The 23,750-nt window shown below is 67.5% G+C and carries 21 protein-coding genes and 1 tRNA gene; 6 read left to right on the forward strand and 16 right to left on the reverse strand.

All coding sequences use genetic code 11. The features are described from left to right. Window positions 1-475: 475 nt before the first annotated feature. The 4 genes from UAA55_RS25520 to UAA55_RS25535 all read right to left on the reverse strand — a co-directional run bounded on the left by UAA55_RS25520 (window position 476) and on the right by UAA55_RS25535 (window position 4,759). A complete protein-coding gene (locus tag UAA55_RS25520; protein WP_322956301.1) occupies window positions 476-1,480 on the reverse strand; it encodes an LLM class flavin-dependent oxidoreductase in 1,005 nt (334 codons plus the stop codon). 106 nt (window positions 1,481-1,586) lie between these two features. After that, window positions 1,587-2,495 (reverse strand): phosphorylase family protein, encoded by a 909-nt coding sequence (locus tag UAA55_RS25525; protein WP_322956302.1) that lies wholly within the window; start codon window positions 2,493-2,495, stop codon window positions 1,587-1,589. A gap of 105 nt (window positions 2,496-2,600) precedes the next feature. Beyond that, complete coding sequence (locus UAA55_RS25530) at window positions 2,601-3,365, reverse strand: class I SAM-dependent methyltransferase (RefSeq protein WP_322956303.1); 765 nt, start codon at window positions 3,363-3,365, stop codon at window positions 2,601-2,603. Between the two features lie 164 nt (window positions 3,366-3,529). Then, complete coding sequence (locus UAA55_RS25535; protein WP_322956305.1) at window positions 3,530-4,759, reverse strand: MFS transporter; 1,230 nt, start codon at window positions 4,757-4,759, stop codon at window positions 3,530-3,532. A gap of 93 nt (window positions 4,760-4,852) precedes the next feature. Here UAA55_RS25535 and UAA55_RS25540 point away from each other — a divergent pair, with 93 nt between their 5' ends. Then, a complete protein-coding gene (locus UAA55_RS25540) occupies window positions 4,853-5,776 on the forward strand; it encodes a LysR family transcriptional regulator (protein WP_322956307.1) in 924 nt (307 codons plus the stop codon). 96 nt (window positions 5,777-5,872) lie between these two features. On the opposite strand, the gene UAA55_RS25545 is transcribed toward UAA55_RS25540, so the two are convergent. Both UAA55_RS25545 and UAA55_RS25550 read right to left on the reverse strand, forming a co-directional pair. Next, complete coding sequence (locus tag UAA55_RS25545) at window positions 5,873-7,093, reverse strand: FAD-dependent oxidoreductase (RefSeq protein ID WP_322956309.1); 1,221 nt, start codon at window positions 7,091-7,093, stop codon at window positions 5,873-5,875. A gap of 284 nt (window positions 7,094-7,377) precedes the next feature. Continuing rightward, window positions 7,378-7,453: transfer RNA gene (locus tag UAA55_RS25550), tRNA-Ile, on the reverse strand. Window positions 7,454-7,994: 541 nt separating this feature from the next. Between UAA55_RS25550 and UAA55_RS25555 the strand changes: the two genes are divergently transcribed. Continuing rightward, the gene (locus UAA55_RS25555; RefSeq protein ID WP_322956310.1) at window positions 7,995-9,665 is read left to right on the forward strand and encodes an MFS transporter; all 1,671 of its coding nucleotides are present in this window, start codon (window positions 7,995-7,997) and stop codon (window positions 9,663-9,665) included. Between the two features lie 92 nt (window positions 9,666-9,757). Here UAA55_RS25555 and UAA55_RS25560 read toward each other — a convergent pair whose 3' ends face one another. Next, entirely contained in the window at window positions 9,758-10,471 is a 714-nt protein-coding gene (locus UAA55_RS25560) for a COQ9 family protein (RefSeq protein ID WP_322956311.1), read from the reverse strand. 111 nt (window positions 10,472-10,582) lie between these two features. Further along, entirely contained in the window at window positions 10,583-11,122 is a 540-nt protein-coding gene (gene def / locus UAA55_RS25565; RefSeq protein ID WP_322956312.1) for a peptide deformylase, read from the reverse strand. Window positions 11,123-11,463: 341 nt separating this feature from the next. Here def and rpsU point away from each other — a divergent pair, with 341 nt between their 5' ends. Next, complete coding sequence (rpsU, locus tag UAA55_RS25570) at window positions 11,464-11,667, forward strand: 30S ribosomal protein S21 (protein WP_012567245.1); 204 nt, start codon at window positions 11,464-11,466, stop codon at window positions 11,665-11,667. Window positions 11,668-11,884: 217 nt separating this feature from the next. On the opposite strand, the gene UAA55_RS25575 is transcribed toward rpsU, so the two are convergent. Both UAA55_RS25575 and UAA55_RS25580 read right to left on the reverse strand, forming a co-directional pair. Next, a complete protein-coding gene (locus tag UAA55_RS25575) occupies window positions 11,885-12,220 on the reverse strand; it encodes an HNH endonuclease signature motif containing protein (protein WP_322956313.1) in 336 nt (111 codons plus the stop codon). A 51-nt stretch (window positions 12,221-12,271) separates the two neighbouring features. After that, window positions 12,272-12,472 (reverse strand): hypothetical protein, encoded by a 201-nt coding sequence (locus tag UAA55_RS25580; RefSeq protein ID WP_322956315.1) that lies wholly within the window; start codon window positions 12,470-12,472, stop codon window positions 12,272-12,274. Between the two features lie 522 nt (window positions 12,473-12,994). Between UAA55_RS25580 and UAA55_RS25585 the strand changes: the two genes are divergently transcribed. From UAA55_RS25585 to UAA55_RS25595, 3 genes are read left to right on the forward strand one after another with little or no spacing between them, the layout of a single operon-like run. Then, window positions 12,995-14,188 (forward strand): Re/Si-specific NAD(P)(+) transhydrogenase subunit alpha, encoded by a 1,194-nt coding sequence (locus UAA55_RS25585; RefSeq protein ID WP_322956316.1) that lies wholly within the window; start codon window positions 12,995-12,997, stop codon window positions 14,186-14,188. Window positions 14,189-14,194: 6 nt separating this feature from the next. Next, entirely contained in the window at window positions 14,195-14,623 is a 429-nt protein-coding gene (locus tag UAA55_RS25590; RefSeq protein ID WP_040848625.1) for an NAD(P) transhydrogenase subunit alpha part 2, read from the forward strand. A gap of 15 nt (window positions 14,624-14,638) precedes the next feature. Continuing rightward, a complete protein-coding gene (locus UAA55_RS25595; RefSeq protein ID WP_322956317.1) occupies window positions 14,639-16,048 on the forward strand; it encodes an NAD(P)(+) transhydrogenase (Re/Si-specific) subunit beta in 1,410 nt (469 codons plus the stop codon). 83 nt (window positions 16,049-16,131) lie between these two features. Here UAA55_RS25595 and UAA55_RS25600 read toward each other — a convergent pair whose 3' ends face one another. From UAA55_RS25600 to pepF, 6 genes are all read right to left on the reverse strand, one after another. Beyond that, a complete protein-coding gene (locus UAA55_RS25600; protein ID WP_322956318.1) occupies window positions 16,132-16,587 on the reverse strand; it encodes a DUF29 domain-containing protein in 456 nt (151 codons plus the stop codon). A 73-nt stretch (window positions 16,588-16,660) separates the two neighbouring features. Then, window positions 16,661-17,698, reverse strand: coding sequence for a S66 peptidase family protein (locus tag UAA55_RS25605; protein WP_322956319.1), 1,038 nt, complete (start codon window positions 17,696-17,698; stop codon window positions 16,661-16,663). A gap of 96 nt (window positions 17,699-17,794) precedes the next feature. Further along, window positions 17,795-19,840, reverse strand: a complete 2,046-nt coding sequence (locus UAA55_RS25610; RefSeq protein ID WP_322956321.1) for an aminopeptidase P family protein — start codon at window positions 19,838-19,840, stop codon at window positions 17,795-17,797. 509 nt (window positions 19,841-20,349) lie between these two features. Next, window positions 20,350-21,219: a 50S ribosomal protein L11 methyltransferase gene (locus tag UAA55_RS25615; protein WP_322956323.1), complete on the reverse strand. Its 870-nt coding sequence runs from the start codon at window positions 21,217-21,219 to the stop codon at window positions 20,350-20,352. Window positions 21,220-21,347: 128 nt separating this feature from the next. Continuing rightward, window positions 21,348-21,686, reverse strand: a complete 339-nt coding sequence (locus UAA55_RS25620) for a hypothetical protein (RefSeq protein ID WP_322956325.1) — start codon at window positions 21,684-21,686, stop codon at window positions 21,348-21,350. 59 nt (window positions 21,687-21,745) lie between these two features. Next, window positions 21,746-23,647, reverse strand: a complete 1,902-nt coding sequence (pepF, locus tag UAA55_RS25625; protein WP_322956327.1) for an oligoendopeptidase F — start codon at window positions 23,645-23,647, stop codon at window positions 21,746-21,748. Window positions 23,648-23,750: the final 103 nt, after the last annotated feature.

Here is a 23,750-nt window from a genome sequence, read left to right on the forward strand (position 1 = left end):
CCCCTTGCCCCCGGGAAGCAACAGTTAGGTGCCGTCCGTCGTAATGATATCTACGGTTTCCGTATCCCCCCAATTCGAACAGGCGCCCGTTCCGACCACCACGATCTTGATCTTGGATGAGAAAACAGTCAGGAGCGCAGATAATTTAGCCTGGCCAGCCGGCGATGTGGCGTCAAACGCGAAACGATAAGGAACATCCGATGACTGGCAGCCAGGAACCGAGGTTCGCGAACCACTGATATTGAAAAGGGCGGTACCGTTTTGAGTCACCCAGAAAGCACTAACAGTTCCTACTGCTTGAGAAGCGCAACAATCAGAACTGATGAGACAGCAAATGGCGATAGCAAGTTTATAGTATGTTCTCATTCTGACCCCCCATTACAACTGCTACCAACAATGTAACAGGACCGCTTCCAGCCGACATTTAAAACTAGATTTCTCTTATAGGTCGATGGGGTTAAAGCACATAATCAACTCAACCGGCGCGCGGCGCCAGCCCGGCAACCTGGGCCGTGATCTCGAACGACCGCCGCCGGGCAGTATGGTCATGGATGGCGGCGGTCACCATGATCTCATCGGCGCCGGTCTGCTGCAGGATGGCGCCCAGGCCATGGCGCACCGTCTCCGGCCCACCCACGACGGAGTAGCGCAGCGCCCGGTCGGCCCAGGCGCGCTCCTCCGGGCTCCACTCCACACCCGGCTGCGGCGGGCGCAAGGGGCCGGGGTTGCCGCGGGCCAAAGCCACGAACCGATCCTGCAGGGAGGTGAACAGCACCTCCGCCTCCTTATCCGTGTCGGCGGCGAAAACGTTGACGCCCACCATGGCGTGGGGCTTGGGATTGGCGGCGGTGGGCTTGTAGTACTGGCGGTAGACGTGCAGCGCCTCCAGCAGTTGGTCGGGCGCGAAGTGGGAGGCGAAGGCGTAGGGCAACCCCAGCTCCGCCGCCAACCGGGCGCCAAAGGTGCTGGAGCCCAGGATCCAGATCGGCACGTCCAAACCGGCGCCGGGCACGGCCCGCACCGCCTGCCCCGGCTGGGCCGGGCGGAAATAGGCCTGCAGTTCCTGCACATCGCGGGGGAAGTTGTCGCCATTGTCCGAGCGGTCGCGCCGCAGCGCCCAGGCGGTGCGCTGGTCGCTGCCCGGCGCACGGCCCAGGCCCAGGTCGATGCGGCCGGGGTAGAGGGATTCCAGTGTGCCGAACTGCTCCGCAATCACCAGCGGGGCATGGTTGGGCAGCATGATGCCGCCGGCGCCCACGCGGATGCTCTTGGTGCCGCCGGCGATGTAGCCGATGACCACCGCGGTGGCGGCGCTGGCGATGCCCGTCATGTTGTGATGCTCCGCCACCCAGAAGCGGCGGTAGCCCAGGGCCTCGGCATGACGGGCGAGATCCAGCGTGTTGCGCAGGGCCTGGGCTGCGGTGCCGCCCTCGACGATGGGGGAAAGGTCCAGAACGGACAAGGGAATGGGAAGCGACACGGGGGGACCGGCCTTTCTTCGAACCGCGACGGAACTGCCAAGGGTTACCTAAGCACGCCCGCGCGGTTTTTCGAGGTGAGGCCGGTCACAGGGGTCCGGTTCCCGTTCAAGGCCGCTGCACCGCATCCACCGCCACCTTGAACGCCGCCAGTTCCAGGGCGTCCAGGTCGCCGTCCCACAGCGACTGGTGCAGGCGCCCGCCGTCGTTGACCAGACGGTCGGACCCCACGACCACGCTGGCCGCCTTCAGGCCCGTCAGGGTGGCCAGGGTGAAGAACGGCCCCTCCTCCATCTCCACGAAGGTGGGCTTGTCCGAACCCTTGATGGCCAGCAGGTCGCGCAGGATGCTGCCTGGCTGGAAATAGTAGATGGGCATGGTGTAGCCGATGCCCCGGGCGCTGGGCAGGCCGGAGCGGGCGGCGGCGGCGCGCACCCGGGCGGTGAACTCCTGATCCGGCCGCGCCACCTGCTGCTTGGCGTCGGGCGCCAGCAGGAAGGCGCCGCCATCACGGTAGGAGCCATCCGATACGATGATCTGGCCATAGGGCACGTCCGGCGACAGCAGGCCCGCCGTGCCGACATGGATGACCCGGCGCGCCCCCAGGGCCTGCAACTCCGCCACCTGGGTGGTGATGCCGCCGGCCCCGGGCAGGCCACGCGCCACGACGAAGGGGGCCGTGCCGGCCTTGCGCACCACCCACAGGTCGGTGGGGTCGGTGAAGCCGTAGGACAAATGGGTGTAGCTGCCCTGGAAGCCCGCCTGGTCCAGGTAGCTCTCCACATCCACCCGGTGCAGCACGATGGCGTCGGCCGGGAAATCGTCCAGCTCGCCATGCACGAAGCGGTTCTTGCGCAGCCAGTCGACCTCATCGGCCGGGGTGTTCAGCCGTTCCTGATGGCCGTGGCGGGCATAGCCGTCCAGCACCCGGTAGGGGGCATCGGCCGTGCCGGCCAGCGCCAAACCCGCCCCGGCCATCACCAGGCCCGCAAGCAACGCCGCGATCCCCTTCGCCATGCCCCGTCCCCCTTCTTGGTCTTGATGGCTAAAGGGTCCGCAAAAACAAAGGGCTGCGCAATGGCCAAAACGGCCCTGGCGCAGCCCTGGTCATGAGAACTCTTTTTACTTCGGCTTGCGGAACTTGAAGACGAACTGGTCGGTGTGGCCGCGCAGCGCGGGGTCGAAGACCTTGAGCGTGTGGTTGTCCGCCGTGTTGTGCAGGGCGTCGTCCTGGCCCTCCAGCACGAAGCCTGCGGCCTCCACTTCCTTTTTCACCGTTTCGGGATCGATACGATGAAGGGTGTTGGTGTCGCGCACGCCGGAGCCGGCCTCAGCCGCATGGTCCAGCACGATGTAGACGCCGCCGGGCTTCAGCGCGTTGAAGATGGCCTTGTTCACGGCCGCCGCCGCCTCCGCGCCCATGAAGGCGTGGACGTCGTGGTAATTCTGCGAGGTCCAGACCACGTCCACCTTCTCAGGGAAGGTCAGCGCGTTCACGGGCTCGACCAGCGGCACGATGTTGCCATAGGCCTTGTCCCCGGCCAGCGCCTTCTGCCCGTCCACCGCCTTTTGCGAGCGGGTGGCGATCTCATTGGGCAGCAGGGAATAGACCCTGCCCTTGGGGCCGACCGCCTTGGCGAACAGGCGGGTGAAGTAGCCGGCGCCCGGCATGAAATCCACCACCTTGTCGCCCGCCTTCACGCCGGCGAAGGCCAGCATCTCGGCCGGCTTGCGGTCGGCGTCGCGGTCCTTGTCGGCCTGGGGCCGGTTGCTGTCGGCGACGGCGGCGGTGATCGCGGGCGATGGCACGGTGGCGGCGCTGGCGGTGAGCGCCAGGCTGGACACGGCCAGCCCGAGGGCCAGCGCGATGACGGAGACGCGAGACATTGTTCCCTTCCCTCCCTGGATGTCAGCCTTTGGCCAAGGATGGGCCCCCGATCAGGTCCCCCCCGATCAGGTCCATTGCGGCCGGCTGCCGCTAGAAAGTGCGGAGCCGGCGCCATAAATCAATCCCGCGCCTCTGAAAAAACGACGGAATTGCAACCGCCGGGTCATCGCGCCGCAGGGCAGGCGGCCGGAGGTTGGACAGTCCTGGTGGCGCTTGCCACGGCGGCCCGCCGCCGGGTGGCGGCCAGCAGCCCCAGGCCCGCGGCCATGAAACCGGCCGAGACCAGCGGCAGGGTGCCCACGCCGGCCAGGGGCTCTACCGCGCCGGCGGTGAAGGAGCCGGCGGCCATGCCGACATAGAGGGCCGACGAATTCAGGGCCAGCACCAGGCCGCGCACCTCCGGCGCCAGTTCCACCATGCGCCGCTGCTGCGAGGGCATGAACAGGTCGTTGGCCAGCGCCCACAGCACCAGCAGTGCCAGGGCCGCCCACAGCCGCGCCGGAGCGCCGGCCATGGTCAGGAACATGATGGTCAGGCCACCCAGGCTGACGGCCACCAGCCGGTCGGCGGACCACAGGTCGGCCAGCCAGCGGGCGAGATAATTGCCGGCCAGGCCCGACAGCCCCAGCACCATGAGGGCCAGCGACGTCTGCGCCGTGTCGGCGCCGAAGCGATCGCGCAGTAGCGGGTTGATCAGGGTGATGGTGGTGAACAGGCCGGCCATCTGGCAGACCATGAGGGCGACGCCCCCCGCCACCCCCGGGCGCCGCAGGACGGCCGCCAGCTGCCCCAGGCCCAGGGCATGACCCCGCCCCCGGTCCTTGACGCCCAGCGCGATGGCCAGCGCCACGCCCCAGGTCCACACGCCCAGCCCGACGAACATGGGGCGCCAGCCGATCTGTTCCCCCAGCCAGGCGGACAGCGGCAGGCCGACGACCGACGCCATGGTCATGCCGCTGAAGACGATGGCCAGGGCCCGGCCCTGCCGCTGGGGCGGCACCAGGGTGCTGCCCAGGGCCGACACCACCGGCCCGACGCAGGCGGCCCCCACGCCCGAGAGGATGCGCAAGCTCAACAGCAGGGGATAGCTGCCCACCCCGGCCGACAGCAGGGTGCTGGCGCCCAGGATGCCCAAGCCGGCCAGCAACAAGGTGCGGCGCGGCAGGTGCCCCGCCACCATCTGCACCACCGGGGCGGCGACTGCGAAGGTGGCGGCGAAGGCGGACACCATCAGCGCCACCGCACTGGGTGGCAAAGACAGCGAGGCGGCGATAGGGGGCAACGCCCCGACCACCGCCAGGGTGCCGGTGCCCATGGTGAAGTAGGCCAGCGCCAGCAGGCGCAGGGGCCAGGCGGGCCAGGGGGCGGAATCCAGATGGGCAGGGTGGGACATGGGGCAGGCCTCCTTGAGCTGCGGCGTTGCCCTGGTGAGATAATCCCGCCCGAGATATAACTGAAATCGATCATCAATATTGGACCCATAACTATGATCGATCTCAGGGGTGTGGACCTGAACCTGCTGGTCTCGCTGGACGCGCTGCTGGACCAGGCCAACGTCACCCGGGCGGCCGCGCGCCTGGGCATCAGCCAGCCGGCCCTGTCGGCGCAGCTGGCCCGCCTGCGCGACCTGTTCCACGACCCCTTGTTCGTGCCCTCGGAAACCGGCCGGGGCATGGTGGCGACCCAACGCGCCCTGGAACTGCAGGCCCCGCTGCGCGCCGCCTTGCAGGAATTGGAAACGGTGGTTCGCCGGCCGCCGGCCTTCGACCCCATGACCGCCACACGCGATTTCGCCGTCGCCGCCAGCGACAACAGCACGGTGGCGGTGGGCCTGGGCTTGATGGAACGCCTGCGCACCGTGGCGGGCTCGGGCATCCGCCTCTCCTTCCGCACCCCCAACCCGGAACGCATCCTGGGCCAGATGCAGCGGGGTGAGGTCGACCTGCTGATCGGCTCGCAGGGCACGGTGCAGGCCGGCATGATGGTGCGCCGTCTCACCGGCGAGCGTTACCTGGTGGCCCAGCGCAAGGGCCATCCGCGCGGCGCCGGGCCCCTGGACCTGGACGGTTATTGCGCCCAGGAACACATCCTGGTCTCAACCACCGGCGGCGGCTTTGTCGGCTTCGTGGATGAGGATCTGGAACGGCTGGGCCGGCAGCGGCGGGTGGCCCTGTCCATCCATCAGTTCATGCTGGCCGTGCCCATCCTGCTGGCCACGGACTATCTCTGCGTCCTGCCCAGCCGTCTGGCCCGCCGCTATGCCGAGAAGCTCGACCTGTTCGACCTGCCCCTGCCCAACCGGCGCAGTTATGACTTCCTGGCCGCCTGGCACCCCCGCCACCAGGCCGACCCCGGCCACGTCTGGCTGCGCCAGCAGGTGGCCGGGGTGGCGGAGGGGATGGGCTGCTAGAGCCGGCAGCGTGAAAGCAGACGCAGCCGGCTCTCGCTGAGTTTGTCCGCGAGCAGCTTCACGCCCAAAGATGATTCCGCCTTTGGGCAATCCGCTCTAGCCGAACGCCGGCGGCGGGAACAGGCTGGCGATGATGCGCACCGACTGTTCCGCCAGCGGGCGGTCGGGCTCGATGGTGTCGTCGTTGTAGCCGTAGTAGTCGTCCGCCCCCACCGCCTGGAAGACGAAGCCGTCGCGCCGGGGCACGAAGGACACGCCGTTGTGGAACAGGCCGTAGTGCACGTCCTCCTGCGGGATCATGCGCGCCAGCTGGCCTCGCACCGGGATGATGGAGCTGTCACTCATCAGGGCGCGGGCGCCATAGCCGGTGCAGTTCACCAGCACCTTCTGGGCCACGCCGGCGAAATCCGCCGGGGTGTGGAACTCCCGCACCTCGATGCGGCCGCCATTGGCGTGGAACTCATCCAGCAGCAGGCGGGCGTAGCTGGAGATGTTGAACACCATGTTGGTGTTGCGGCGGACAAAGCGCGCGCCGAAGGGATGCAGCCCGGCCGGCACCTCGACGGAATGCGGCGTCAGGTCGGGCAGCAGCTCATGCTGCAAGCTGTCGGCGAAGGGGGGCCGGCCGTCGGTCACCGCCTCGTGCCGCTCCCGGTTGGCCTGGTCCGAGACATTGTAGTTGTCCACCCACTCGATGGGGGTGCCGGGCAGGCCCAGCAGGCTCTGATAGGCCTGGAACGAGGTCAGGCACATGCGTGCCCACAGCGCCTTGAACTCCGGCGTGGCGTATTGTTCCAGGCAGATGCGCGAATCCGGTGACCAGACGCCGGTGGCGAAGCTGGACCGGGTGTCGGGCGGCAGGTCCTTGGCATAGATGGTGACCTTGGCGCCGGCGCGTTGCAGCTGCAGCGCCGTGGTCAGGCCGATGGCGCCACAACCGATGACGGCGATGTCGCGCTCGCCCAGGGCCATGGCCTTCTCCGTGGCGACCAGGCCCGTCCCCCAGGACAGGGACCAGCCGCTGCCGCCGTGGCCATAATGGTGGACCACCAGCTTCTGGCCGATGCGCTCCACCTCCAGCCGGGGGCCTTGCGCGCGAAAGGGACGCGTGCAGACGGTGATGCGGGTGATGCGGTCGGGCGTGGCCCGGATGGGCGTCAGCGTCAGGGGCGAGCGCGCCGCCTCCGCCTTCGTCCCGCGCCGGTCAGCCTCCACATTCACGGCGCAGCCGGCCAGCACCAGGGCGGCGCCCGCCCCCGCCAGCAGGTTGCGCCGGCCCATCCCGCTGGCCAGACCGTCCCTACGCTCAACCACCATCCCATCCCCCTGCTGATTGCGGGGCGCCGTCGCGGGCGCCGCCGCCGGAAAACGATAAGGTAAAAGATTATCCTGAGAAACCAGGACTTTGTCCGCCACGCCCGAAAACGTGGGCGCACGGCTGGCCTGGGCGCCGCCCCCATCGGCGGCGCCTTGCCATGACACGGATTGGTGGCGTTTCGAGGGCACCGGCCCGAGCGCGGAGCGCCGGCGCCGCGCGAACGCGGGGATGAGGATGCGTCCGCGCGAGGCGGCACACCTCCATAAACCCGAAAGCGGAAACGTGGTGGGCCCGGCAGGATTCGAACCTGCAACCAGACCGTTATGAGCGGCCGGCTCTAACCGTTGAGCTACAGGCCCACGCGGGCGGCACTTTGCCGGGTGCGACGGCGCCTTGCAACACCCTTCATAAATTTTTTACGACGGCGTCCAAACCGTTGGAAACGCGGCGCTATCCTTTTGATTTGATGGGTGTTGCCAGGTGAATGCCATGTTGCCGGCTCAGGACTGAGGTGCTACCTTTGCAAGGCTTGGGACGGTACCGGCATCCTTTGTCCAGGCGGCAAATGGCCGCGTTGGCCCCTGGGGTAGCGGTAACACCTGGCGAACGCGGGCTCCGACAGGGCGACCCGCACGAGGCTCCGGCCAACGGGGCCCGCAAAGCGGTTGAGTGTCGGGCCCGGGCTGGACGCCCAGGGCCGGGGGGACATATACGCGAAGGGGGGCCAGCGGCAGCAATCCGATTGAGACGTCCGACCGGACGCCCGTTACCAGGCCCCGCGGGGCCGCCAGCGGCACGGCGCCGCCACCTATCCGGCACCAACCCGGGCCAGGGGCGTGAGCGCCCGCACCGCCCCCCCCGCCGCAGTCAATACCAGAACATCCATGGGAGGAAGTCACGATGGCGAACATCGCCAGCAGCAGTACCAGTGGGGCCTCGACCGGCATGACGAGGGAGGAGCGCAAGGTCATCTTCGCCTCGTCCCTCGGCACCGTGTTCGAGTGGTATGATTTCTATCTGTACGGCGCATTGGCCACCATCATCAGCGCCCGTTTCTTCTCGGGCCTGCCGACGCAGGGCGCCAAGGACGTGTTCACGCTGCTGGGCTTCGCGGCCGGCTTCTTCGTCCGCCCCTTCGGCGCGCTGGTCTTCGGCCGGCTGGGCGACCTGGTGGGGCGCAAGTACACCTTCCTCGTCACCATCGTCATCATGGGCCTGTCGACGGCCGTCATCGGCTTCCTGCCCAGCTATGACTCGGTGGGCGTGCTATCACCCATCCTGCTGATCTCCCTGCGCCTGTTGCAGGGCCTGGCCCTGGGCGGCGAATACGGCGGTGCCGCCACCTACGTGGCGGAGCACGCCCCCCATGGCAAGCGCGGGTCCTACACCGCCTGGATCCAGATCACCGCCACCGGCGGCCTGTTCCTGTCGCTGCTGGTCATCCTGGCCTGCCGCACCAGCCTGGAAAAGGCCGACTTCGAGGCCTGGGGCTGGCGCATCCCCTTCCTGGTGTCGCTGCTGCTGCTGGCCGTGTCCCTGTGGATCCGCCTGCAGCTGGACGAGTCGCCGCTGTTCAAGAAGATGAAGGCCGAGGGCAAGACCTCGTCCTCCCCCATCCTGGAGAGCTTCGGCAACCTCTATAACCTGAAGTTCGTGCTGCTGGCCCTGTTCGGCGTCGTCGCCGGCCAGGCCGTCGTCTGGTACTGCGGCCAGTTCTACGCCCAGATCTTCCTGAAGAACACTCTGAAGATCGACCCCAACACCGCCGATACCCTGGCGGCCATCGCCCTGCTGTTCGCCACCCCCTTCTTCGTGGTGTTCGGCGCCTTGTCGGATCGGATCGGCCGCAAGAAGGTCATCCTGGCCGGCCTGGCCCTGGCCATCCTGACCTACTTCCCCATCTTCCGCGGCATCACCCACTTCGGCAACCCGGCGCTGGAGGCCGCCATGGCCGCCAGCCCGGCCACGGTGACCGCCGACCCGGCGGAATGCACCTGGCAGCTGAACGTGGCCGGGACGTCCAAGTTCACGTCCAGCTGCGACGTGGCCAAGGCCGCCCTGGTGGGCAAGAGCGTGCCCTACAGCTCGATCGACGGCGGCGCCGGTTCCGTGGCGCAGATCAAGATCGGCGACACGGTCATCGACAGCTACGACGCCAAGGCGCCGGACGCGAAGGAGAAGAAGGCCGCCTTCGACAAGGCGGTGGCCGACGCCGTGAAGGCCGCCGGCTACCCGGCCAAGGCGGATGACGCCGCCATCAACAAGCCGGCGCTGACCTTCCTGCTGTGGGTCCTGGTCATCTACGTGACCCTGGTCTACGGCCCCATCGCCGCCATGCTGGTGGAGATGTTCCCGTCGCGCATCCGCTACACCTCCATGTCCCTGCCCTACCACATCGGCAACGGCTGGTTCGGCGGCTTCCTGCCCGCCATCTCGCTGGCCATCGTGGTCACCACCGGCCAGATGTACGCCGGCCTGTGGTACCCGATCATCGTGGCGGCCATCACCTTCGTGATCGGCCTGCTGTTCGTGCGGGAAACCAAGGACACGGAAATCAGCCACGATAAGTAAGCGCCGGTTTCAGGCGCTGAATGGCGAAGGGCCCGGACATCCCCGTCCGGGCCCTTTCTTCATGGAACGGCTGAAGTGATCACGCCCGCCCGTCACACCCGCTGGCGCAAATGGCGGGAGAAGCGCAGGGGTGAGGGCACCAAGCCGCCCCAGTTTTTCAGCGATGACAGCTTGGGCGGCGACAGGGTGGCCAGGCCCTTGCCGATGGCCATCACGTTCTCGATACGCCGGTCCAGGAAGGCCCAGCTGTCGGCATGGTCCGGCGAGCGGTCGCTCAACCAATACAGTACCGTGGCGGTCTGCACCCCGGCCAGCAGGGCGCGCTTGGTGTAATGGTTGAAGTCGGTCGACTGGTCGCCGGCGGCGTACCAGACAGCGTCCACCGTGCGGTACAGCAGGCGGGCGGCCAGGCCGGCATGGGTGGGCAACGCCAGGAAGGAGCTGGCGCGCTGCACCGCCTCCGTCCACGGCGCCAACAGCTCCAGACGCACGCGCACCGCCAGGGTCACACGCGCCCGCACCTTCATCGTGGCCAGGTCCCGGCCCGCCAGTTGCGCCAGCATGGCGCGGTCGGCCCAGTCGCTGAACTGCGCCACCGCGTCGGCGACGCCGCCGGGGAACAAGGCGGCCAACTGGGCGGCCCCCATGTCGGCGTCCGCCGCCCCCTGGCGCAGCGCCGCCTCCGACCAGCCGTCGAAGGCCACATGCGGCAGCACGGCCAGCATCAGCCGGTCACGCAGGACCAGCCGCTCATCCAGGGGAGAGGTGCCGGCGGCGGTGTCGGTGTCAATGTCGGGGGCGGCCATGGGAACTATCCCTTGCAACGGGGGCGGCCGGCAGGCGGCCGCGGGGTCGGCGCCAGTATAGGTCCGCATCCCCGCCGCCTCCACCCCCTCAAAGGGACGCGCCAATCCAGGTCAACCGGGCAGCTTGGGCACCGAATCGGCGCCGAAATACTTCATCTCCTCGGTGAAGCTGAGGAAGCGCAAATCGTTCATGCGGTCCAGGTACAGCACGCCGTCCAGATGATCGCACTCATGCTGCACGACGCGGGCGTGGAAACCCCGCGCCTCGCGTTCCACCACCGATCCGTCCAGGGCCAGGCCGCGATAGCGGATATGGTTGTAACGCGGCACGGCGCCGCGCAGGCCGGGGATGGACAGGCATCCTTCCCAGCCGAACTGCGTTTCCTCCGACAGGGGCTCCACCACCGGGTTGACCAGCACCTGGACATCGAGATTTTCCCCGCCCGCCCGTTCCGCCGGAACGCGGAAGACGATGACCCGCCAGCCGACATGAACCTGGGGAGCGGCCAGGCCCACGCCGGACGAATCGACCATGGTTTCGATCATGTCCTGTGCCAATTGGCGCACCACCGCGGGTATCGGCTCTTCCACCGGCGCGGCCGGACGGCGCAGCACCGGATGTCCCATGCGGGCGATCTTCAGGATGGCCAACGTTCCCCCTTCCCCAGATCTTCCATGACTGGCGCCAGGCCCCGCGCCGGCGCGCGCCTCATGCGATATAGGTGGTACCCTTTTAGTTTCCACGGGTTTGTGGGCCCTGTCACCCCGGACCCCACCGCCTGTCCTTTAGAGGAAGCGGCGCCAAGTGATTTCAGCCCACCCCGTGCCCCATCCCCTGGGCGCATGGGGGCCCCGCGCAGGCAAGGCGGGATTCACTTCACAGGGCGGGGGGCCTGTGTTATACCACCGGCCTCCGATCGGGCTGCCTGCGCGACCGTGCGTCTTGGCTATTACCCGTTAACCCTTTACTCTGTTTGGAGTGGTGACGTCCCGTGCAAGTGCTGGTTCGTGACAACAACGTCGATCAGGCCCTCCGCGCTCTCAAGAAGAAGATGCAGCGCGAAGGCATTTTCCGCGAGATGAAGCTGCGTCGCAACTACGAGAAGCCCTCGGAGAAGCGCGCCCGTGAGAAGGCCGAGGCCATTCGCCGCGCCCGCAAGCTGCTGCGCAAGCGTCTGGAGCGCGAGGGCTACTAAGCCTCTCACGCGCTGTTAGACGCACGGACGGAGCCGCCCCTGAAGCTCAGTGGGCGGCTTTTGTCATGCCTGCGTTTTGTGTTCGCGCGGATGATTCCGCAGCGTAATTAGGACGCGGCTGCGTCCGCCGGAGCTTTCCGGGGGAGCGAAGCGGACCGGAAAGCGGGGAAGCCCAGCGGCGGATGTCCGCGCCCGGCGCCTGGGGGGCACGCAAACATCAGCGCCGTCGTGGTTCCGTCCGGGTCACGAACTCTGGCGGCTTGTTGGCCACCCAGCGAATGAAGGCGGCGATGGCGGGGTGGGCGCGCAGGGCGTCCACCGTGGCGTAAGCCCCGGCCAGGTCCCGCTCACTCAATTCGGCATGGATTTTCCGGTGACAGACCCGGTGCAGCGGCACCGTCTCCCGGCCGCCCGCACTGCGCGGCACCAGATGATGCTGTTCCACCGAGGGGCCGGGCACCAGGGGCCGACCGCAGAGGACGCAGAGGCCCGGCCGGGAATCGGGGGCCGGCCCTGTTGGCGCTTGATCGCTTCTTGCGAACTTCCGGCCCATGTCCCCACCCTGCCCGGCCCTTATCTTGAGGGCCGGGGGGAGTATAGCGCCTTAATGGCGGCGCGCGCCGTCCTCACCGAACACCACGACCGGATAGCCGTTGTAGTTCTCCGGCGCGCCATGGTCCGGCGCCGTCACGCGCAGATAGATCAGGCCCTCACCGATACCCACGCCCACCACGGGGCGGCCGGCATCCGTCAATTCCTTGAACAGGGCGCGCCCGGCCGCGGCCAGCGCATGGGAATCGGTCATCACGAATTCTCTCGTCCACATGGGCGTCACCCGCATCCTGTAAAGGCCGTTGCTGTCTGATGACGGTTCAACGCCGGACGGGGGAACACCGGGCGCAGTTTAACGGCGCGTTTTGGACCAGACCACCCCAATGTCCCGCATAGGTCTTTTTCGCCCCTGGCCTCGCAGCCCGTCCTCCCCCACCCTATCTCCCCTTGAGGCACCCACTTCGGTGACCTTCTCGGCGCCCTCGCATGGCGGTTCCTTATGGTAACCGGTGGACAATTCCACTTTCGCCTGTACACCCTGGCAATGGAGAGGGGGAGGAACGATTGGCATTAATCACTTTTGCTGCGGAGCATTGCGCGCATCGTGATGGTTCCATGCGCGTCCCCCTCCGCTTCTTCACAAAGATTACCGGATAGGTCATGGTGGCCCAGCGTCATCACCCTTCCGCGATAGAGATCTTTTTCGCGACTGAATTGAATCAAGCCGGCCCCAACCCAGCGTCATGGGGCCCAGCGATCATGGGGAGCGTAACCAATGAAAATCGGCGTACTTAAAGAACGTCGACCGGGGGAGTCGCGCGTCGCCGCCTCGCCCGAGACGGTACGGAAATTCGTCGGGCTTGGCTTCGACGTCACCATCGAGGCGGGCGCCGGCTTGGGCGCCGCCATCACCGATGACGCGTTCGCCGCCGCCGGCGCCACCATCGCACCCGACGCCGCCAGCGCCCTGGCCGACGCCGACGTGGTGCTGAAGGTGCAGCGGCCGGAACCGGAAGAGCTGGCGCTGATCAAGCGCGGCGCCAAGCTGGCCGCCATTCTCAGCCCCTACGGCGACGCCGAGCGGGTGAAGAGCTACGCCGACGCCGGCGTCGACGCCTTCGCCATGGAGTTCATTCCCCGCATCACCCGCGCGCAGAGCATGGACGTGCTGTCCAGCCAGGCCAACCTGGCTGGGTACCGTGCCGTGCTGGACGCGGCGTACGAGTTCGGCCGCGCCTTCCCCATGATGATGACGGCCGCCGGCACCGTGCCGCCGGCCCGCGCCTTCATCATGGGCGTGGGCGTGGCGGGCCTGCAGGCCATCGCCACCGCCCGCCGCCTGGGCGCCATCGTATCGGCCACCGACGTGCGTCCGGCCACCAAGGAACAGGTGCAGTCGCTGGGCGCCACCTTCGTCGCGGTGGAGGATGAGGAGTTCCAGCAGGCACAGACCGCCGGCGGCTACGCCAAGGAGATGAGCGCCGAATACCGGGCCAAGCAGGCGGCCCTGGTGGCGGAGACCATCAAGAAGCAGGACATCGTCATCACCACCGCGCTGATCCCCGGCCGCAAGGCCCCGGTTCTGGTGACCGACGCCATGCTGCGGACCATGAAGCCCGGCGCCGTGGTCGTGGACCTGGCGGTGGAACAGGGCGGCAACGTCGAGGGCAGCGAGCCCGGCAAGATCGTCGAGAAGTACGGCGTGAAGATCGTGGGCCACACCAACGTGCCCAGCCGCATCGCCGTGGACAGCAGCGCGCTCTACGCCAAGAACCTGCTGAACTTCCTCACCCCCCTGGTCGACAAGGAAGCCAAGGCGCTGAAGATCGACTGGAACGACGACATCATCAAGGGCACCGCCCTGACGCGTGACGGCGCCGTGGTCCACCCGACCTTCGCCCCGGCGGCTCCGCCGCCCGCCCCCACCCCGGCCGCCGAACCGGCCGCCGCGCCCGAGAAAGCGGAGTAAGCCCCCATGGACGCGCAAAACTACGCCAAGAACGCGGCCGATCTCGCCACCAACGCGCAGAAGCTGGCCGAGCAGGCCGCCAACGTCGCCAACCAGGCAACCCAGATCGCCACCGACCAGGCCCAGCAGGGTATGCCCTTCATCGTCACCGGCCTGACGGTCTTCGTCCTGGCCGTGTTCGTCGGCTACTACGTGGTCTGGCGGGTGACGCCGGCCCTGCACAGCCCGCTGATGAGCGTCACCAACGCCGTGTCGTCGGTCATCATCGTCGGCGCGCTGATCGCCACGGGCGCGCACCACTTCGGCTTCTCCATGGTGATGGGCTTCCTGGCCGTCATCCTGGCGTCGGTGAACATCTTCGGGGGCTTCATGGTCACCCAGCGCATGCTGGCCATGTACAAGAAAAAGGCCCCTGCCCAGGGCGCCAAGAAGTAAGGGGGCCGGACCATCATGCTGATCGCGACTTCGCTCGCCTATCTCGCGGCCGCCGTGTGCTTCATCATGGCGCTACGCGGGCTGTCCAGCCCTGAAACGGCCCGCACCGGCAACGCCTATGGCATCGCCGGCATGGCCATCGCCATCATCACCAGCCTGTTCGTGCTGCCGCAGTTCTCCGTCCTGGCGGCCGTGCTGATCATCGTCGGCATCGCCATCGGCGGTGCGACGGGCGCGCACATCGCCCGCACCATCAAGATGACCTCGCTGCCCCAGCTGGTGGCGGCCTTCCACAGCCTGGTGGGCCTGGCCGCCGTGTTCATCGCGGCCGCCGCCTTCTACGCGCCCGAGGAATACCGCATCGGCACGGACGGCGACATCCATGTCGGCTCCCTCATCGAGATGAGCCTGGGCATCGCCATCGGCGCCATCACCTTCACCGGCTCGCTGGTCGCCTTCCTGAAGCTGGACGGCCGCATGAGCGGCAAGCCCCTGGTCTTCCCCATGCAGCACCCGCTGAACGCGGCGCTGGCGGCGGGCCTGGTGCTGCTGATCCTGCTGCTGTGCACGACGCAGAGCGCCTTCTTCTTCTGGCTGATCATCCTGGTGTCGCTGGGCCTGGGCTTCCTGCTGATCCTGCCCATCGGCGGCGCCGACATGCCGGTCGTCGTGTCCATGCTGAACAGCTATTCCGGCTGGGCGGCCTGCGGCATCGGCTTCACCCTGCAGAACCCGCTGCTGATCATCACCGGCGCGCTGGTCGGCTCCTCCGGCGCCATCCTCAGCTACATCATGTGCAAGGGGATGAACCGGTCCATCTTCAACGTCATCCTGGGCGGCTTCGGCGGTGACGCCGCCGCGGGCGCCGCCGCCGGCCCGGCGGGTGACCGCAGCTTCAAGTCCGGCTCGGCCGACGACGCCGCCTTCATCATGAAGAACGCGTCCAGCGTCATCGTCGTGCCCGGCTACGGCATGGCCGTGGCCCAGGCCCAGCACGCCGTCCGCGAAATGGCGGACATCCTGAAGAAGGAAGGCGTGGACGTGAAGTACGCCATCCATCCGGTGGCGGGCCGCATGCCCGGGCACATGAACGTGCTGCTGGCCGAAGCCAACGTGCCCTATGACGAGGTGTTCGAGCTGGAGGAGATCAACCGCGATTTCGGCCAGGCGGATGTCGCCTACGTCATCGGCGCCAACGACGTCACCAATCCCGCCGCCAAGACCGACCCCAGCAGCCCCATCTACGGCATGCCCATCCTGGACGTGGAAAAGGCCAAGACCGTGCTGTTCATCAAGCGGTCCATGGGCGCCGGCTACGCCGGCGTGGAGAACGAACTGTTCTTCCGCCCCAACACCATGATGCTGTTCGGCGATGCCAAGAAGGTGACCGAGGAGATCGTGAAGGCCATGTCCGGAGGACATTGAGCCCTTTCCGGCCCAGCGCGTAAGACAAGGCCCGGCGGATCGCTCCGCCGGGCCTTTTCGTCAGCCCCTCAATCCCCAAGGCGTCAGTGCGCCTCAGCATCCGGCCAGAAGCCTCCACTCATGACCAGATCGAAAGCCCATGGGCAAGTATTGGGAAAGGTGTTCTCTGGCAGGTTGGTTTCAGCGGCGGCGGAGATCACCGCGCGCTCATAAGCGGCGGCCACGGCATCGGCAAGCTGGGCTTTTAGGCTGGGGTTGTCGGCCAGATGGTCGCGCACTTCCAGGCGCTGGGTGCGGATCGTGGCCTCCCACGACCGGCTCTGACGTTCGGGCTGATATTGCCATTTAAGAAGGTGGGCAAGCAGCACTGAGAGCCGGCTGATAAGCTCCCGCTTTTCCGTCTTGCCCATGCTCTCGATTTCCTCGGCAATGTGCACGATGTCAGCCGCCGCCAGCTTGCCGGCACGAAGCAGGGCCGCCTGCTCGTTGGCCCATGCGTAAAAATCACGCTCGTAAAGTGAGGGGGTGGAATCAGGCATTGTGCGGCCTCCAGAGGCATCACGACGGTGCTTGATGATACTATCCGGTGTCCTCTTCCACCATAGCCGCCGCTTAAGCAGCAACCCCGCTCTCCAGCACCGCCAGGGTGCGGCCCGTGGCGTCCAGGTGGGCCTGGACGCCCAGCGGCAGGGTCAGGGTCTCGTCGGTGTGGCCCAGGGCCAATCCTGAGAAGACGGGGATGCCCAGGTCGCCCAGCACCAGGTCGAACACCTCGTTCAGTCCGTAGGGCGAGGCGTCGGAGGGCTTGTCGCAGCCGGCGCAGGCGCCGACGACGATGCCGGACGCGGCCTGGAGCTTGCCGGCGTGCCGCAGGGTCCACAGCATGCGGGCGATGGCGTAAGGCGCCTCGTCCACATCCTCGACCATGAGGATGGCGCCGCGGGTGTCGATCTCCCACGGCGTGCCCATGGCGGCCATGATCATGGACAGGTTGCCACCCACCAGCCGGCCGGCGGCCTGGCCGGGCGCAACGGTGCGCAGCGGGTAATTGGGGCGGAGCGGATTACCCTCCTCCGGATTGGAGAGGGTGCCCAGGGGGTCCGGCGCGCAGACGGCGCGGCGCAGCGCCTCCAGCGAGAAGGGCGTGAACTTGGCCAGGCCCGGCATGCGGCCGTGGAAGGTGACCAACCCCGCCTTGCGCGCGATGGCCAGGTGCAGCAGCGTCGGATCGCTGAAGCCCAGGAACACCTTCGGGTTGCGGCGGATGAGGTCGTAGTCCACCCGCTCCACGATCTCACTGATGCCATAGCCGCCGCGCGCGCAGAAGACACCGCGGATGGCGGGGTCGTTGATGAAGCCGTGCAGGTCGGACAGCCGTTCCTGGACGGAAGCCTTGAAGGCCCGCGAGCGGTCGAAAAGATGCGGCGACAGCACCGGCACTAGGCCCAGGGCTTGGACGACGGCCGCCACCCGGTCGGCGACGGCGGGGTCATAGACGGCGGTGCTGAGATCCAGCACGCCCACCTTGTCACCGGGGCGCAGCATGGGCGGCTTGATCAGAGACGGTGACGGCGCCGCCTGGGCACCATCGGCCGAAGACGCGATGACGGCGGCGGTGCCCGCCGTGGCCAGAAATGAGCGCCGGTCCAAAGCCATCCCCCTGGTGATCAGGGGGTCAGCTTACCGGCTGGCAAACCAACGGCAAAGGGATGCCGGCGGCAGGGCTCCGCCGCCGGCCTCACCCTCTCAGATCGGCGCGGTGGCCTTGGCCAGCCAGGCGGCGGCATCGACCTCCAGCTGCGGGCCGATCTTCGCCGCCACGCGGGCGTGATAGGCGTTCAGCCAGGCCTTCTCCGCGTCGGTCAGCAGCGACGGCTCGATCAGGGTGCGGTCGATGGGCGCCAGGGTCAGGGACTCGAACGCCATCATGGGATGATCGCCACCGGGGATATCGGTGGCGGGCTGCACCAGCACCAGGTTCTCGATGCGGATGCCGTACTGGCCCGTCCGGTAGTAACCGGGCTCGTTCGACAGGATCATGCCCGGCACCAGGGCCACCGCGTTGGGGGCCTTGGCGATGCGGGCCAATTCCTCGTGCACCGACAGGAAGCTGCCCACGCCGTGGCCGGTGCCGTGGTCATAGTCCAGGCCCTGGGCCCACAGGAACTGACGGGCCAGGATATCGATCTGCGAGCCGGTGGTGCCCTTGGGGAAGCGCAGGGTGGCCAGCGCGATGTGCCCCTTCAGCACCAGGGTGAAGTGGCGCTTGGCCTCGGCCGGGGGCGTGCCGATGGCCACCGTGCGGGTGATGTCGGTGGTGCCGTCCAGGTATTGCCCGCCGCTGTCGATCAGGTAGACGCTGTCCTTCTCCAGCACGCGGTTGGTCTCGGGCGCCGCGCGATAGTGGACGATGGCGCCGTTGGGCCCGGCGCCGGAAATGCTGTCGAAGCTGGTGCCCCGGAACAGCGGCTGTTCCTTGCGGAACTCGAACAGCCGGTCCGACGCCTCGATCTCCGTCAGGGTGCCGGCGGCGGCGGCCTTGCTCAGCCAGTGCAGGAAACGGGTGACGGCCACACCGTCGCGGGCGTGGGCGGCACGGGTCCCAGCGATCTCGACCGTGTTCTTGGCGGCCTTGCGGAAAACGGTGGGATCGCGTTCCTTCACGACCTTGGCGCCCGCCTCGGTCAGGCGGTCGAACACCCAGGACGCGGTCCAGACGGGGTCGACCCGCACCTTGCCGCCGGTGGCGCCGATGGCCTCCAAGGCGCCGCGCAGCTCCTCCGGCTTGCGCACAGAGACCTGGTTGCCCAGGTGGACCTCCAACCCCGGCACCAGCTTGCGGCTGTCGATGAACAGGTCGACGTCGCCATCGTTGGTCAACAGGGCGTAGGATAGCGGCAGGGGCGTGTTGGGCACGTCGCCGCCGCGGATGTTCAGCAGCCAGGCGATGCCGTCCGGCTGGGTCAGCACGGCCGCCAGTTCCCCATTGCGCTTCAGCTCGGCCGCGATCTCCGCCCGCTTGTCGGCGGAGGACTGGCCGGCCTGGGCCAGGGCGTGGGCCACCACCGGCCCCAGCGGGGCGGAGGGGCGGTCATGCCAGATGGCGTCCAGCGGGTTGGTGTCGACCGCCACCAGGTCCGCCCCGACGCGGCCCAGGGCCGCCTTCATGCGATCGATCCACCCCACGGTGTGCAGCCACGGGTCATAGCCGACGCGACCGCCCTTCTTCAGCGCGCCGGCGATCCAGTCGCCATGGAAGGTCTCGGTCAGATGATGGCGCTCATAGAGGCTGGCCGACACCTGGGCCTCGGCCTGCAGGGTGTAGCGGCCGTCGACGAACACGGCGGCGCGGTCGCGCAGCACCACGGCGATGCCGGCCGAGCCGGTGAAGCCCGTGATCCAGGCCAGGCGCTCGGCGCGGGCGGGCACGTACTCGCCCTGGAACTCGTCGGCGCGGGGGATGACGAAGCCGTCCAGGTCCCGGCGCGCCAGCTCGGCGCGCAAGGCCGCCACGCGGCCGGCGATGTCGCCCGCCTGCGGCGAGGGCGGCGCCTCGATCAGGGCCTTGAGCGCCCCCAGCTGGGTCGCCAGCTCATCCGGCAGGTCGCTGCCGAACAGGGACAGGAAATGGCGGGGATCCACGTCCTCCGGCGCCGCCCGCACCCCGCGCAGCAACTCCCGCACCCCGGCCACGTCACGGTCGATGCCGGCGGCCTTCAACAGGCGGGCCAGCTCGGCATCGCCCCGGTAGGGCTCAACAACGGGATGCGGGGTATGATGGGTGCTATCCACGGGTAAGACGCCTCTCTCAAGGCCGCGAGGATCGGCGGCCGATTGATTTGGGGGACGAAGCTAGGACGCGGCAGGCCCGCGCGCAAGGACGTGTGCCCGATGGGATCCCTGACGGTACGGGCCATGCGCGAGGCCGCCCCTAAGCCCCCTTTCCGCCAGTGTAGGCGAGGCTTTTGACAGCATCAAATTTTTTGGTGGGGAAGCAGGAAAGCGTCGCGGCGGGGACCAACGCGGGGAGAAGACCCCCGCCGCGACTTACCGGCGCCGGTCGCCCGATGCCGTATCCGTCGGGCCGGCCGCCCAAGGGGGACGGCGGTGCCCAAGGCCTTTGTGATACGCTTGGCACCCCGCCCCTGTCTGCCCCGTTTACCGTCGCGTTACATGAATTTACAGGAACGAAAACGCGCGCCCATGGACGCCCGAAAAAGACGAACGCCGGCCCCTTTCGAAGCCGGCGTTCAACACCCTGAAAGAATTCACCCCGGCGTCGCCGTTCGTGACCCGGGGCGTCAGCCCTTCATCACCAGCGTGTTCCACTCGCCAATCTGGTAACGGCGCACCAGCTTCAGGCCCTGGCGACGGTGGGCGGCGATGACCAGCTTCTCCTGCCGGGCCAACAGGCCGGACAGCACGGCGACACCGCCCGGGCGCAGATTCCGGCGCAGTTGCGGCGCCATGCGGGCCAGGGGCCGCGCCAGGATGTTGGCGACGATCAGGTCATAGGGGCCCTTCTGCCGCACGATAGGGGTGCGGTAGCCATCGCCGCCGCGGCAGGTCACCAGCTTGTCCACCTTGTTCAGGCGGGCGTTTTCGGCGGCGATCATGATGGACAGGGCGTCGATATCCACCGCCGCCACCGGGGCGTGCCACAGCTTGGCGATGGCGAAGGCCAGGATGCCGGAGCCGCAGCCCATGTCCAGCGCCCGGGTGACGGGCATGGACTTGTTGAGGTCGCTCAGCGCCCGCAGGCAGCCCTGGGTGGTGGCGTGCTCACCGGAACCGAAGGCCATGGCGGCCTCGATCAGCAAGCCGATGGCGCCGGCGGGCACCGGCTTCTTGTGGTGGCTGCCATGGACGAAGAAGCGGCCGGCGCGAATGGGCGGGAAGCTGAGATAGGTCTGGGTCACCCAGTCGATGGGGGCCAGCGGCTCCACTTCGATCCGCGGCTGCGGCACGCCCAGGGCCATGGCCAGCACGGTGACGCGAGCCACCAGGCGGGACTGGTCGGGCTCGCCATGGCTGGTGCCCTCGATCAGCCAGTTGCCGCCCTCTTCCAGCTCGAAGGTGGAAACGGCGTCGACATGGCTCTCCAGCACCTGGGCGAAGTTCTGCACCACATCCTCATGCACCGTCAGTGCGACCCGCCACATGCCCGACATCACCCACACTCCCCCACAGCGCTCATGACAAAAGGTTCCGGCGGTTGCCCGCCGGAACCTGCTGTTCCTCTATAGACGCGCCGGATCCGCTTGTGAAGCGTCTCTGCTGCCGGGCTAAAGCTGACTGCTTAGTTGGGCGTCACATGGACCGCGACGATCTTTGATACACCCGCGACGCAGCCATTCACAGTAACCTGCACGCCTCGGTTCGCCAAATAGGCCGACAGTAATAAGGACTGCATGAGCTTATTGCTCGCATCGTTGGGATCGGTTGCAAACATATCGTTTCCACCACCGCAGCCCCCATTAAAGGTCGCGCCCGAAAGCTTGATCCCAACAGAGTCAGCGCCGGTTAGATTCCAAAGGTCTGAAATACGCTGGGATTGGGGATTGACCAGCGTATCCGCAGATGCGGTGGACATGCTCATCATGGCAATCACAGTCGCAATAACAACCCTTATGTTCATTTTTCCCCCAGTGCAATCCCACAAGACATCCAGCGAAGCCACCGCATACGCAAGATGCGTCAGTCCTTCTGATCCAGCAACCGTTCCATCTCGGTGATAACGGCGTCCATGCGGCGCACCAGCGCCTGGTAGGGGGCCGGCGAGGCCATGTCCAGGCCGGCCTTCCTCAGCACGTTGACCGGATAGTCCGACCCGCCGGCCTTCAGCGCCGCCAGGTAGGTGTCGCGCGCCGCCGGCCCACCGTCGCGGATCTTCTCCGTGAAATAGGCGGAGGCGGAAATGGAGGTGGCGTACTGGTAGACGTAGAAGGGCCGGTAGAAGTGGGGAATGAAGGCCCATTCCGCCGCGTACACCGGATCGATCTGCATCACACCCTGGTCGGCGCCGTGGTACTTGCGCAGCAGGCCCAGATAGATTTCCGTCATGCGCTTGCCCGACATGGGCTCGCCCTTCTCCACCGCGTCGTGCACCTGCAGTTCGAACTCGGCGAACATGGTCTGGCGGAAGAAGGTGCCGCGGATGGTCTCCAGCTCATTGCCCAGGTACAGCAGCTTCTCTTGGCGCGTCTTGGCGTTGGCCAGCATGTAGTCGGACAGCAGGAATTCGTTCGCCGTGGACGCGATCTCCGCCATGAACAGGGAATAGCCCGCCAGCTCATAGGGCTGGGTGCGGTTGGCGAAGGTGGTGTGCATGGCGTGGCCCCATTCATGGGCCAGCGTGGAGACGGAGTTGTAGTTGTCCTGATAGTTCAGGAAGACAACGGGATGCAGCCCGTAGACGCCCGTCTGGTAGGCGCCGGACTGCTTGCCCTCCTGCGGGTAAGCATGCATCCAGCGATGGGCGAAGCCGTCCGCCAGCGCCTTCTGGTAGTCGTCCCCCAGCGGCTTCACCGCCGCCAGCACCAGCTTCTCGCCCTCTTCGACGGGAAACTTGGCGTCGGACGACACCAGGGGCGGATAGATGTCGTAATAGTGCAGGTCGGGCAGGTTCAGCATGCGCTGCCGCAGCTTGAAATACCGGTGCAGCGTGGGCAGGCCCTTGTTGGCCTCCGCCACCAGGGTGCGGTAGACGCCCTCGGGAATGTCGTTGTTGGACAGCGAGGCCGCCACCGCCGACGGGTAGTGGCGCAGCTTGGACTGGATGACGTCGCCCTGCACCGTGTTGCCCAGGGTGGAGCCCATGGTGTTGGCGTATTGGCCGAACTTGGTCCAAAAGGCGTCGAACACCGCCTTGCGCACGGCGCGGTCCGGATCCTCGCGATACTTCTGGTAATTGGCCTGGGTCAGCTTCACCGACTGCCCGTTGGGAAGGGTGATGGTGGGCCAGTCGATGTCGGCGTTGGACAGCAGGTTGTAGGTGGTGCTGCTGCCGCCCAGCGCCGGCCCCAGCGCCGCCAGCACACCCTCGGCCTCGGCCCCCAGGGTATGGGGCTTCAGGCGCAGCGCGTCATGCAGGGCGAAGCCGAACTTGGCCAGCTTGGGCTCAGCCTTCAGGTAGGCGTCCACCTTGGCGGCCCCCAGCGCCTGGATCTCCGGTGACAGCCAGGCGGTGGCGGCCGAGACCTCACCCGACAGATCCTGGGCCAGGCCGTCCCGCTCCTGCGCCGGCGCGTCGCGCGTGTCGGTGCTGGCGATGGTGCTGGCGTAGGTGCCCACCTGCTCCAGCTCATGATAGACGCCGTAGATGGCCTCCAGCGCCGCCAGCGTGGCGGCGGGGCCCTTGGCCAGCGTGCCTTTGTACTTGGCCAGGCCCGGCAATTCGGCCTTGATCTTGGCCCGCGCCGCGTCCCAGTCCGCCGGCGACTTGTAGTAGTCGCTCAGGTCCCAGATGTATTTGGGATCGACCTTGGGATCGTCGGCGGCGCGCGCCGGCAGGGTCAGCGTCAGCAGGGAAACGGTGGACGCCGCCGCCAGGACGGCGCGGCGCAGGTTGGCGTGGCGTGCAGTGGTTTTGCCCGACATCAAGCGGAGCCCCCGATGTTCATTGCCCGAGTTGATGGGCGGGGCCCCCCAAAAAAGCGCCCCGCTGGTTGCGGCTTTATATCAGGCACTTGCCGTCAAGGCG

The organism is Nitrospirillum guanabarense, from assembly GCF_034653355.1.
Classification (GTDB): Bacteria; Pseudomonadota; Alphaproteobacteria; order Azospirillales; family Azospirillaceae; genus Nitrospirillum.

What these genes read in the sequence shown, in the direction of transcription:
- pepF (WP_322956327.1), bottom strand. Translation starts at nt 23,647, where the DNA reads ATGTCGGGCAAAACCACTGCACGCCACGCCAACCTGCGCCGCGCCGTC.
- UAA55_RS25555 (WP_322956310.1), top strand. Translation starts at nt 7,995, where the DNA reads ATGGCGAACATCGCCAGCAGCAGTACCAGTGGGGCCTCGACCGGCATG.
- UAA55_RS25530 (WP_322956303.1), bottom strand. Translation starts at nt 3,365, where the DNA reads ATGTCTCGCGTCTCCGTCATCGCGCTGGCCCTCGGGCTGGCCGTGTCC.
- UAA55_RS25615 (WP_322956323.1), bottom strand. Translation starts at nt 21,219, where the DNA reads ATGTCGGGCATGTGGCGGGTCGCACTGACGGTGCATGAGGATGTGGTG.
- UAA55_RS25535 (WP_322956305.1), bottom strand. Translation starts at nt 4,759, where the DNA reads ATGTCCCACCCTGCCCATCTGGATTCCGCCCCCTGGCCCGCCTGGCCC.
- UAA55_RS25590 (WP_040848625.1), top strand. Translation starts at nt 14,195, where the DNA reads ATGGACGCGCAAAACTACGCCAAGAACGCGGCCGATCTCGCCACCAAC.
- UAA55_RS25560 (WP_322956311.1), bottom strand. Translation starts at nt 10,471, where the DNA reads ATGGCCGCCCCCGACATTGACACCGACACCGCCGCCGGCACCTCTCCC.
- UAA55_RS25540 (WP_322956307.1), top strand. Translation starts at nt 4,853, where the DNA reads ATGATCGATCTCAGGGGTGTGGACCTGAACCTGCTGGTCTCGCTGGAC.
- UAA55_RS25575 (WP_322956313.1), bottom strand. Translation starts at nt 12,220, where the DNA reads ATGGGCCGGAAGTTCGCAAGAAGCGATCAAGCGCCAACAGGGCCGGCC.
- UAA55_RS25525 (WP_322956302.1), bottom strand. Translation starts at nt 2,495, where the DNA reads ATGGCGAAGGGGATCGCGGCGTTGCTTGCGGGCCTGGTGATGGCCGGG.
- UAA55_RS25595 (WP_322956317.1), top strand. Translation starts at nt 14,639, where the DNA reads ATGCTGATCGCGACTTCGCTCGCCTATCTCGCGGCCGCCGTGTGCTTC.
- UAA55_RS25600 (WP_322956318.1), bottom strand. Translation starts at nt 16,587, where the DNA reads ATGCCTGATTCCACCCCCTCACTTTACGAGCGTGATTTTTACGCATGG.
- UAA55_RS25545 (WP_322956309.1), bottom strand. Translation starts at nt 7,093, where the DNA reads ATGGTGGTTGAGCGTAGGGACGGTCTGGCCAGCGGGATGGGCCGGCGC.
- UAA55_RS25620 (WP_322956325.1), bottom strand. Translation starts at nt 21,686, where the DNA reads ATGAACATAAGGGTTGTTATTGCGACTGTGATTGCCATGATGAGCATG.
- UAA55_RS25580 (WP_322956315.1), bottom strand. Translation starts at nt 12,472, where the DNA reads ATGACCGATTCCCATGCGCTGGCCGCGGCCGGGCGCGCCCTGTTCAAG.
- UAA55_RS25585 (WP_322956316.1), top strand. Translation starts at nt 12,995, where the DNA reads ATGAAAATCGGCGTACTTAAAGAACGTCGACCGGGGGAGTCGCGCGTC.